The sequence below is a fragment of the Paenibacillus sp. IHB B 3415 genome (assembly GCF_000802655.2).
In the GTDB taxonomy this organism is placed as follows: Bacteria; Bacillota; Bacilli; order Paenibacillales; family Paenibacillaceae; genus Paenibacillus_AQ; species Paenibacillus_AQ phytohabitans.
In genome coordinates this window covers 26,480-36,640 of record NZ_JUEI01000055.1, presented here as the reverse complement: position 1 = coordinate 36,640, position 10,161 = coordinate 26,480, and the positions used below count along the sequence as shown (strand labels likewise).

The window sequence follows — 10,161 nt, the reverse complement described above, 5'->3', positions numbered from 1 at the left end:
AAGACATCCGTGCAGCAGCAATATATTGATGCGATGGATGAAATGGGTGGTGGCGGGAGTAGGATTGAGGGGCCGGGGAACGGTAAGGTACCTGCTGTCATGTTAGGAAATGGGAAATCACTTGATGATATGGCTAAGATGTATGCTGATAATGTAAAATCAAATAAGAAGTGGTCTTGGCAAAAAAATGTTCCAGATGGAGAGAAATTATCAATTAAGGAAAAGAAAGCGATCAAAGACGCTGCAATATCTCAAGGCTTGATACCACAAGTTACTGTGACAAAAGTTGAGGGAATAAAATTTGGCTTTGCAGATTTTAAAGGTGCGGGTGTAGTTCATGAAACTGTAGAACTACCAGACATACTATGGAAGGCTTCAGATGCAGAGCAATTTAAGTGGCTTGATGAAATGATAGGTGGAAATAGACCAGGAATGACATGGCATCACACTGAAATTCCAGGTAAAATGGAATTAGTTGAAACTGGTATACATGATATTGTTCCTCATAATGGAGGAAGAACTACAGGTATGTGGGCAGATGCTCCACGATAATGTGAGAGGAGAGTGAGTATGAATATAAAAGAAGATACAATTGTTTATCCTTTACCGATAGATTCGTTATTGGATAAAGAAGAGAGCATGTGGAGGGTTGTATTGCCGCCAGAATATAAGGTGTTTTTAAAAAAATACAATGGAGGAGTTCCAGAAAATCGCTCATTTTCAATAAACCAACATTCATATGCTATAGATAGGTTTCTATGTGTTCTTGAAGACACAGATAGTAATGAATTTGGTATATATGATATTGATGTAACATTAACTCGTATTGAAGATAGATTAACTGAAAATGAAGATTTAGTAGGAGTAGAATTACTCCCGATTGCTATATTATTTTCAGGGGATTATCTATGCTTAGATTTTAAGGTATTTAATGAGATTCCAACTGTTTGCGTATGGAGCCATGAAGAATCTGGTGAATTAGAACCGATAACGTATTTAGTAAGTGAAAGTTTTGAGTCGTTCCTAGAAATGCTAACGGAGTAAGCAAGGCGCAATGCTAAAACAGTAGCATTACATAAAAAGGTCGATTATGGTCGGATTCTACCATAGTTGACCTATTTTTAGTTATCGGAATATAAGATGAAATCTGATGAAATGGGTGGTGGAGTTAGTAGTAATGGACCTAAAGCAAGAGCTGCGAATATTAAACAAGCAGATATAAAACTGGCTAAGCAACTTAATAATTCATCTGAGTTGGCTAGTTAATTATTAATTTGGGTTAACCCAGGAAAAAACTTGTGTCATCTGAAATTAATAGCAAATTTGAACATGAGCTTTTTTGAACCAGGCGAATTTGCAAATAATTAGAAGGGGGATTTCTCAAATGAAAATAAATGATTCGGTGTTTGGCGAGCTCGAATATGATTATGTTTGGACTACGAATACAACTATTGATTTTCTTGGAAATGAAACCGAAATATCACTCATGGTTAAAGGGGATGAGGAAGGTAAATTTGATGAAGAACAGTATTTGGCATATCAATTCTTAATAAATAAATGGGAGCAATTGCAGCGAAATTTCTTGCAGCCAATTTTAGAATATTATCAACAAAAGCGGGTTGAACTAGGTTATGATGTTGCTTTTAATGAGGATTATCCCTTAGTTGAAACAATGGAGGAACTTCTTGAGATGATTATTTTGGAAGGAATTGTTGTTCCATATGGAGATGTGAGGGAAGGACGAGATATTGGAATTCTATTTAAGTGTACATGGGATCAGGAGAATGGCCTGGGGCTTCGTTTATTGGATGAAGCTGTAATTGATGTTGGATATCAGGATGTTGTTATTTAGCAGCAAAGTAATCGGAATGGGGAGCATCTATATTTTTTTGACGGCGCTTCTTCTCCTGCTTATAATGAACAAATATAACGCAGCAACAACGACGGGAGACGCGGGAATGGAGCAATATACGGAAGACATAGGGTATATCATGTGGAGAGTCACGAACAATTGGCAAAAGTTAATGAAAGCCGAGCTGCGGGAGGTGGATCTGACACATGTCCAGTTTGCGCTGCTGCGTTCCTGCCATGCACTGAATGAGCGGGAAAGCGCGTCCGGTGTGACGCAGATTCAGATTGCCCACAATTCTGATATCGATCCGATGATGGCTTCAGAAGTGCTGAGAACACTGGAGAAAAAAGGGTATATCAGCCGTGTGCCGCATCCGCAGGATACCAGAGCCAAGCTGATCTCACTGACCGAATCCGGTGTAGCTGTTATGGAACGGGCCAGCCGGATTGTTATGAGCGCGGATCAGATGTTTTTCTCCAGGCTGGGGCCGGAAATGAATGATTTTATTGCCCGGTTGAAGACGCTGTCGACATAGATCTGGAATGAATTTGCCAAAAGAAAGTTAAAAGAAAATCCTTGACTCCATTTAATAAGTGAACATATAATAAGCGGACATATATATAATATGGATAGGGAATTCGAGAGGAGAACGTTAGTACATGAATGAGGCATCACAAATCAAGGTGAAATACAAGGTAATCCCTGTGCTCGTAGCGCTATTAATGGGGGGATTCATCGGTCTGTTAAGTGAGACCATGATGAACGTGGCCCTGCCCGTGCTTATGGCGGAGTGGAATCTTTCCGCTTCCACCGCACAATGGATTACCACAGGTTATATTCTGGTCATCAGCATCATTATGCCGGTCTCAGCCTTACTGCTGCAGTGGTTCACAACTAGAAAATTATTCGTGACAGCGATCAGCTTATTTATGCTCGGAACCTTAGCGGCAGGGTTTGCCCCGGGCTTTGAGCTTCTACTTATCGGGCGTTTGATTCAGGCAGCGGGTACTGCAATCCTTATGCCGGTCATCTTCAATACGGTCCTGACTATTATTCCACCCGCCAAACGTGGGGCAGCCATGGGAATGGTAGGTCTCGTGATGATGGTAGCTCCGGCGCTTGGACCTACCGTGTCCGGGCTGATCATCGACAAGCTGGATTGGCACTGGATGTTCTGGGTGCTGGTTCCCTTCCTGGTGATCGACTTTATTATCGGGCTGCTTAATATTGAGAACGTGGCAACGATCACCAAACCGAAGATTGATGTTTTGTCGCTTGTCCTGTCCACCATCGCCTTTGGCGGTATCGTATACGGGCTTAGTGTTGTGGGCGAAGGAGACGGAGGCTGGGGCAGTCCGAAGGTTATCGCCTGCCTCGTTATCGGACTTGCAGCACTCTTACTGTTTATCTTGCGCCAGCTCACGATGAAGCAGCCGATCATGAATCTGCGGGCGTTCAAATATCCGATGTTCACAGCAGGTACGTTGTTTATTGTTATCGGCTTCCTGACGATTTTCGCTACATCGTATTTGCTGCCGATCTTTATGCAGGGCTCACTGAGATTGTCAGCGCTGTATGCCGGACTGCTCATGCTTCCCGCAGGGCTGGTCAATGCCATACTGTCACCCATTATCGGACGGAGCTTTGATAAAGTCGGCCCCCGGGTACTGGTTATTCCGGGTATGATCATTCTGTCCGCTGCCATGTGGATGTTCACCAGCGTTGACATAAATACTCCAGTCTACATGATCATTCTTATGCACTGCTGCATGACGATGGGGCTGGCTCTTACCCTAATGCCGGCGCAGACGAATGGGCTGAATCAGTTGCCGCGGGAACTGCATCCGCATGGTACAGCCATCATGAATACCCTGCAGCAGTTAGCCAGTGCAGTCGGAACAGCTCTGATTGTAAGTGTGATGACCGCTGGCCAAAGCACCTACATCAGTACTCATTCGGGTACCGCTGCAGCGGATATGGGAGCACTAAGTCTGGCGGCAGGCGTGCATAATGCGTTCATTCTGGCGGCAGTCATCACGCTGATTGGTGTGATTGCCGGGTTCTTCGTTAGACGGAGTATCGTTCACAGTCATGCTGCACCGCAGCCGGATACGCCAAGACGGCAGACGGCTTCCTAATATTCGAGAGTTAATAAGGGGATTTCCGGCATTTGCCGGAGGTCCTCTTTTAACAATGGAGTACAAATATAGCGGGTTTCTATTGGTCACTTGCACAATGCATTTCGTCCGATCATCAATATTCTTTTGCTGCCCTAAGACCTTATAATGAGAGCGTGTTCAACAAGTACTTAGGGGGATATTCGAAATGGAAGGATTAATCATTGATTGGTACGGAGCACTGGCAGGACTGGCAATTGCCATTATTCTGATCCTTAGAAAATTGAATCCGGTATACGCACTGTTCCTGGGAGCCATTGTAGGTGCGCTTATCGGTGGAGCCAATCTGGAACAGACGGTAAGCGTTCTTGTAAGCGGTACACAAAGTGTAATGGGCACGGTTCTGCGGGTGCTGGCCGCCGGAGTCCTGGCTGGTGTCATGATGGAATCGGGGGCGGCTGAAGCTATAGCCCAGGCTATCGTGAGAAAGTTCGGCGGGAGCAAAGCGATCCTGGCGCTGGCGCTGGCGACGATGGTCATCACGGCCATGGGGGTTTTCATTCCGGTGGCGGTTTTAATTGTGGCTCCAATTGCTCTATCGGTGGGTAACAAGATGGGGATTTCCAAGGTAGCGCTGCTGCTGGCACTGTCGGGCGGAGGCAAGGCCGGGAATATTATCTCCCCGAATCCGAATACCATCGCAGCCGCACGGGGCTTCGATCTCGATTTGAGCCATGTGATGCTGGCGGGCCTGATCCCGGCCGTCTGCGGATTAATTGTAACCGTTATCCTTGCCTCATTGCTGAAGAAAAAAGGTATAATGGTTACCACTGAAGAAGCTGCTAACGGTAGCGACACTGCGAATACAGCTACTTATCCGCCGCTCAGCAGAGCGATTGTCGCTCCTCTGGTTGCGATTGTCCTGCTGATGATTAATCCAATAGGTTCGATCTCCGGGATCGAAGCACTGGCCAGACTCAAAGTGGATGCGCTTTATATTCTGCCGCTGGCCGGAATTATCGGTATGCTGGCGATGGGGCAGGGGAACAAGGTTCTGCAGTATACTTCCTCCGGCCTCAGTAAAATGACTGCCACCGTCCTGATCCTGATCGGGGCAGGCGGAATTGCCGGCTTGATCTCTGCTTCGGATTTATCGAATCAGGTGGTTCATCTCATTGAGCTGTCCGGTATCTCCGGCACGTTCCTGGCGCCGATCTCCGGTATTCTGATGGCTGCGGCAACTGCGTCCACTTCGACTGGGGTTATTGTGGCGACCGGCTCCTTCGGACAGGCCATTCTGGATATGGGCACGGCTCCGCTGGCGGCAGCCGTTATGGTCCATACCGGAGCGACGGTCATCGACTCGCTGCCGCAGGGCACTTACTTCCACGTTACTGCAGACAGTATGAAGATGACGATCAAGCAGCGTATGGGGCTGATTCCTTACGAAGCGCTTGTCGGCGGAACGATGACGATTGTGGCTACGCTGGTTTACGGATTTTTATTCTAATATCAATATCATATACGGGGTGTGGAAATGAGAGAGAAAACCTTTGTACTGGCACCGGATTCTTTTAAGGAGAGTATGACTGCGAAGGAAGTCTGTCTTGCGATGGAGAGCGGACTGCGGAAGATTTATCCGGAAGCGGCTTATATCCATGTTCCCATGGCAGACGGCGGAGAGGGGACGGTACAGTCTCTTGTCGACGCTTCCGGCGGGGAGATTCATTATAAAAAAGTCGTGGGGCCCCTGGGACAGCCGGTTACAGCGAAATACGGAATTCTTGGCGACGGAGAGACTGCGGCGATCGAAATGGCTTCTGCCAGCGGCATTCAGCTGGTGGACAAGGCGGACCGGAATCCGCTGATCACAACGACTTACGGTACAGGTGAATTGATTCTGGAATGTCTGGAACGGGGAATCCGCAAAATTATTATCGGTATCGGCGGGAGTGCGACCAATGACGGCGGCGCAGGCATGGCCGAAGCGCTGGGAGCGAGATTCATCGATGAAGCGGGGGAGTTGCTGCCGCGCGGCGGCGGTAGTCTGGGCCGGCTGAGCAGCGTCGACATCAGCTCGCTTGATGCAAGACTGCAGCAGGTTCAGCTGATTGTGGCCTGTGATGTGACCAATCCGCTCTGCGGCGATCACGGGGCATCGGCGGTATTCGGCCCGCAAAAAGGCGCTACACCTGAAATGGTGCAGCAGCTTGATGCCAATCTCGCTCATTATGCGGCGGTGGTGAAGCAGCAGCTTGGCAAGGATGTACGGGATCTTCCCGGTGCCGGGGCGGCCGGAGGTCTGGGGGCAGGCCTTATGATCTTCACGCAGGCCACACTCCAGAAGGGGATCGAGATCGTGATTGAATACACGGGTCTAGGCCGGAAGCTGGCGGATGCGGACTTCGTATTTACCGGTGAAGGCGGGATCGATTTCCAGACGAAATTCGGCAAAACACCATATGGTGTAGCCCGTACCGCCAAAGCAAACGGCAAGAAGGTGATTGCCTTGGCCGGCTACATCGGCGAAGGAATTGAAACGCTGTATGCAGAAGGTATCGACGCCATCTTCGGCATAGTCCCGGGTGCTTCCAGCCTGGAGCAGCTGCTGGCTGAAGGCCCGGCTAATATTGAGCGGACCTGCGAGAATATTGCGAGGTTGCTGAAGCTTAGCGAATAGTGGAGCTGGGCGGATAGTGTAGCTAGGTGAACAGTTGAGTTGGGAGAATAGTGGAGCTGGGGGATTAGTGTAGCTGAGTGAATAGTGAAGCTGGGCGAATAGTTGAATTGGATTGAGTTGAATTGAGTCTGATTGAATAGCCCCTGGGATAATTCCCAGGGGCTATTAGTTTTGTGCAGGAGATAAGACACTATAAGTAATCCCCGCAGAGGTGAAATCCTGCACGAAATACAACATTCTTCCCGTGATATCGGGTCTAATCACAGATTGTTGTATTTCATACAACAATCGTTACGAAATCGCCTGAATTTACGCTTCCGAGTTGTATTACGTACAACATTTGGAAACGCGGGGCAGTAATTCAACGCACGGGACGCCCGCGCAATCCGCACCCGAGCCCAAGCACCCGCCCGCCTACACCCGCATCCGCCCCCTCGCACCCGCACCCCCGCTAGAACACAACAACACGAGAAGACGCTCTACTTATAAAGCGCCAGCAACTCATACGTAAGCTCGAAGAGCTGCAGCAGATTCCTTGGGTCTTTGCCGGTAATACTCTCGATACGCTTCAGGCGGTATTGCAGAGTATTGCGGTGAATATTGAGATGATCCGCCGTTTGCGAGACGCTGCAGTTATGATTGATGAAGCTTCTGAGTGTCTCCAGCAGATCGGTGGTATCCTCCAGCTTGATCGCCCTGCCGGGTTTTTCCGACAGCTTCGCATGGCTGAGCTTCACCAGAAATTCAGCTTCTTCGAAGGTAATGGCTTGTGAAGCAGGCTTCAGCGCAAGCAGTATACCCAAAGCCGATTTGGCCTGGCGGTACCCTTCGGCAATGCTGGATTCCAGTCTGCCGGAGGCCAGCAGCAGGAGCGGCTGGTTATGCAGCAGCTCTGCAATCAGCGGGCTGCAGTCGGGACGGTTCTGGATCAGCAGCAGCCAGGTATCTTCATCCAGCTGGAAGGACGGATAACGCAGCAGGAGCTTCGCAGCATCCTTTTCCGGATTGAAATGCTTGAGATAGAGTACCGTAGTCTTCAGCAGCAGATCAATATTGTAGGCAGCAGCTTCTTTTCTTAATTTCTGGGAGTACGCTCCCTGATGGGCGAGCAGCATTTCCAGCATAGCCTTCTTGCGGTTTGCCTCATTCGCGAGATTCTCCAGCGTGTTCCGCTGTTCGATGAGCAGGGATACCGTAGTTCTTACGATGTTGCAAAAAGGCCGGACTTCTTCCGGGCTCCCGGAAATTCCGATCACACCAACGCGGGTGTTGCCGATGACAATCGGTTCGTTGGTCCCTTTTTTCTCATACAGACCATCCTCCAGCACCTCGACCATTTGCCCGGTGGATAATGCCTTGACTGCCCCCTGGTGAACGGTGCCGACCCGTTCTTTCTTTCCGCTGCCGACAATAATCCCCTGATGATTCATGATGTTGATGTTATAAGGAATATCCATCATCATTTTGTCTACAATTTCCTGTGCCTGCTTCTCGGATAGCTGAAACAACCGGAATTTCCCCCTTCGCTGTGCCCGGATGGCTGCCTAGGCAGCCTCAGTCTCTTCTATTGTGCATCTGAACAAAAGTATAGAGCATTCCGCACGGAGAATAAAGACTGAACCGGTGTGCCGGATCTAAGGGGGCGGCCAAGCGGTTCAGGCGGAGTAGCGCAGCCGCGTTTTTGGGTTATGCGGACTATGGACTAGATAGAGACTTGGGAGATTCCCGCCCGGTTGAAGATCTCTTTCAATTTAATTTCCTTGTCTGCGTTCCAGAGACTTGAGGGTGCAAGACAGAAGGTGGACACCGGCACACCAGCCAGACGAATGGCTTCTTTTATAGAAGGAATGAAAGGATCATCGATACTATACAGCGCAGGGATCTCTATGATTCTCCGGTGCAGCTCATGCACCTCTGCCAGATCTTTCTTCAGGAAGCTGCTGAGTAACCCGAGCATCAGCTGCGGTGCGAAGTTGGCACTGGCGGCAATCGCCCCGTCTCCACCGGCAGCAAGCGTAGGCAGCAGATATTCATCAAAACCGCAAAATACCGAGAAGTCCGGTTTAACCGCCTTCACCTGCATAATCATTTGCCGGATATGGCTGAGCTGGTCTACGGTTTCCTTAATTCCAGTTACATTTGTATATTTGGCGGCAAGGCGGCTGACGAAGGCCGGACTCAGATCCTGGCCAGTCAGCGCCGGGAAGTTGTACAGCATCAGCGGCATATCAACGGCTTCCAGAATAGAGGCATAATGCGAGAACAAAGCCTCTTCGCTAAGCTTGTAATAATAAGGATTAATGACAACGACGCCTGTCGCCCCTTGCTCCGCAGCATGCTTGCTAAGGCGGAGGGTCTCTGCTGTCGTATTGCTGCCGGTGCCAATCCATACGGGAAGACGGCCATTCGTGTATTTAACGCATACCTCAGCGATTTCCTCGCGCTGCTCGGTGCTGAACAAGCTGAATTCTCCGGCTGTCCCGAGGAAAAAGAGTCCCTGAACCCCTTGCCGGATCAGGCTGTCGATCAGCAGCTTCATTCCGCTAGGGTCGAATTTTCCGGATTGATCCAGAATCGTCGGAACCGGGGGAATGATGCCTGTATGATGCGGTCTCATGGTCATGTTAGAAATTTTCATTTTATTCCGCCTCCAGGTTTGTTATTATAAACATAAGATTATTATAGTGAACTAAGAGAGCTTAATCAATTGATTTATGAGAGGGGAATGAAGGTTTGGACCGGAAATATTGGGTTCCAGCTTTAGAACGGGCCGATCTGATTCTTACGGCAATCTCCAGGAAGCCCGGAGAACATAAGATGACCGACCTGTGCGATGAAACGGGCATTAACAAAAGCTCCATGTTCTCGCTGCTGCGTACAATGGAAACCCTGCAATGGGTGGTGAAGGATGACAGGGAGGCTTACGCACTGGGGGCTGGGGTTTCCTACTATAATACGGTTTACAACGAATCCCTTAAGCAGAATACGAATCTGGTGGAGCGCTTCCTGGCAGGCTCTGCACAGAGTGTCAGGGTCATCGGGGAAACCTTTCAGTTATCGGTTCTTGACCGGGATGAGATTATCTATCTGGCCAAGCAGGAAGGGCCCTCCCTTGTGAGGCTGGAGTCCAGTCCCGGGATGCGGTTCCCGGCGCATGCGACCGCCATGGGCAAGATGATGCTGGCACTGCTGCCGGACGGCGAGCTCATAAGACGTTATTCCGGCAAAACCTTAACTGCGGTTACGTCTCACACGTTGACGGATTGGGCGGAATTCACGGCTGCATTGTCTGAGATTCGTGAGGCCGGTTACGCAGTGGACCGGGAAGAAATTATTCAGGGCATCAGCTGCGTGGCTGCGCCGATTCTGGATGCTGCGGGAAATGCTGTTGCCGCTGTAAGCACCACGATGCTGCAGCATGCTTTTGCCGATAAACAGGAGGCTGCGGTCCGGGAAGTGATAGAGCTGGCGAGGAAACTATCCTTGTGATAATCGTCTGGGCAAGTTCATTC

General features: G+C 49.3%; 11 protein-coding genes. 9 read left to right on the top strand and 2 right to left on the bottom strand.

Annotated features, from left to right (window positions below; genetic code table 11):
• The 8 genes from QW71_RS22550 to QW71_RS22520 all read left to right on the top strand — a co-directional run.
• Window positions 1–552, top strand: a 552-nt coding sequence (locus QW71_RS22550) for an HNH endonuclease (RefSeq protein ID WP_235441525.1), incomplete at its 5' end; no start/stop codon positions are given.
• A gap of 18 nt (window positions 553–570) precedes the next feature.
• Window positions 571–1,044, top strand: a complete 474-nt coding sequence (locus tag QW71_RS22545) for an SMI1/KNR4 family protein (RefSeq protein ID WP_039304080.1) — start codon at window positions 571–573, stop codon at window positions 1,042–1,044.
• 96 nt (window positions 1,045–1,140) lie between these two features.
• Complete coding sequence (locus tag QW71_RS41845) at window positions 1,141–1,266, top strand: hypothetical protein (RefSeq protein WP_268794629.1); 126 nt, start codon at window positions 1,141–1,143, stop codon at window positions 1,264–1,266.
• Between the two features lie 118 nt (window positions 1,267–1,384).
• Entirely contained in the window at window positions 1,385–1,852 is a 468-nt protein-coding gene (locus QW71_RS22540) for a DUF2004 domain-containing protein (RefSeq protein WP_039304077.1), read from the top strand.
• Window positions 1,853–1,958: 106 nt separating this feature from the next.
• Window positions 1,959–2,387, top strand: coding sequence for a MarR family winged helix-turn-helix transcriptional regulator (locus QW71_RS22535; RefSeq protein WP_039304096.1), 429 nt, complete (start codon window positions 1,959–1,961; stop codon window positions 2,385–2,387).
• Between the two features lie 124 nt (window positions 2,388–2,511).
• Window positions 2,512–3,990 carry an MDR family MFS transporter gene (locus QW71_RS22530; RefSeq protein ID WP_047013919.1) on the top strand — a complete coding sequence of 493 codons (1,479 nt, stop codon included), beginning with the start codon at window positions 2,512–2,514 and terminating at the stop codon, window positions 3,988–3,990.
• 187 nt (window positions 3,991–4,177) lie between these two features.
• A complete protein-coding gene (locus QW71_RS22525) occupies window positions 4,178–5,479 on the top strand; it encodes a GntP family permease (RefSeq protein ID WP_039304075.1) in 1,302 nt (433 codons plus the stop codon).
• 27 nt (window positions 5,480–5,506) lie between these two features.
• On the top strand, window positions 5,507–6,649 hold the full coding sequence (locus QW71_RS22520) for a glycerate kinase (protein WP_039304072.1): 1,143 nt from the start codon (window positions 5,507–5,509) through the stop codon (window positions 6,647–6,649).
• Between the two features lie 479 nt (window positions 6,650–7,128).
• On the opposite strand, the gene QW71_RS22515 is transcribed toward QW71_RS22520, so the two are convergent.
• Window positions 7,129–8,157, bottom strand: coding sequence for a sugar diacid recognition domain-containing protein (locus tag QW71_RS22515; protein WP_039304069.1), 1,029 nt, complete (start codon window positions 8,155–8,157; stop codon window positions 7,129–7,131).
• 194 nt (window positions 8,158–8,351) lie between these two features.
• Entirely contained in the window at window positions 8,352–9,287 is a 936-nt protein-coding gene (locus QW71_RS22510) for a dihydrodipicolinate synthase family protein (protein WP_235441524.1), read from the bottom strand.
• A gap of 95 nt (window positions 9,288–9,382) precedes the next feature.
• Between QW71_RS22510 and QW71_RS22505 the strand changes: the two genes are divergently transcribed.
• On the top strand, window positions 9,383–10,138 hold the full coding sequence (locus QW71_RS22505) for an IclR family transcriptional regulator (RefSeq protein WP_039304066.1): 756 nt from the start codon (window positions 9,383–9,385) through the stop codon (window positions 10,136–10,138).
• The last annotated feature ends 23 nt before the right edge of the window (window positions 10,139–10,161 follow it).

What these genes read in the sequence shown, in the direction of transcription:
- QW71_RS22540 (WP_039304077.1), top strand. Translation starts at nt 1,385, where the DNA reads ATGAAAATAAATGATTCGGTGTTTGGCGAGCTCGAATATGATTATGTT.
- QW71_RS22510 (WP_235441524.1), bottom strand. Translation starts at nt 9,287, where the DNA reads ATGAAAATTTCTAACATGACCATGAGACCGCATCATACAGGCATCATT.
- QW71_RS22530 (WP_047013919.1), top strand. Translation starts at nt 2,512, where the DNA reads ATGAATGAGGCATCACAAATCAAGGTGAAATACAAGGTAATCCCTGTG.
- QW71_RS22520 (WP_039304072.1), top strand. Translation starts at nt 5,507, where the DNA reads ATGAGAGAGAAAACCTTTGTACTGGCACCGGATTCTTTTAAGGAGAGT.
- QW71_RS41845 (WP_268794629.1), top strand. Translation starts at nt 1,141, where the DNA reads ATGAAATCTGATGAAATGGGTGGTGGAGTTAGTAGTAATGGACCTAAA.
- QW71_RS22535 (WP_039304096.1), top strand. Translation starts at nt 1,959, where the DNA reads ATGGAGCAATATACGGAAGACATAGGGTATATCATGTGGAGAGTCACG.
- QW71_RS22525 (WP_039304075.1), top strand. Translation starts at nt 4,178, where the DNA reads ATGGAAGGATTAATCATTGATTGGTACGGAGCACTGGCAGGACTGGCA.
- QW71_RS22545 (WP_039304080.1), top strand. Translation starts at nt 571, where the DNA reads ATGAATATAAAAGAAGATACAATTGTTTATCCTTTACCGATAGATTCG.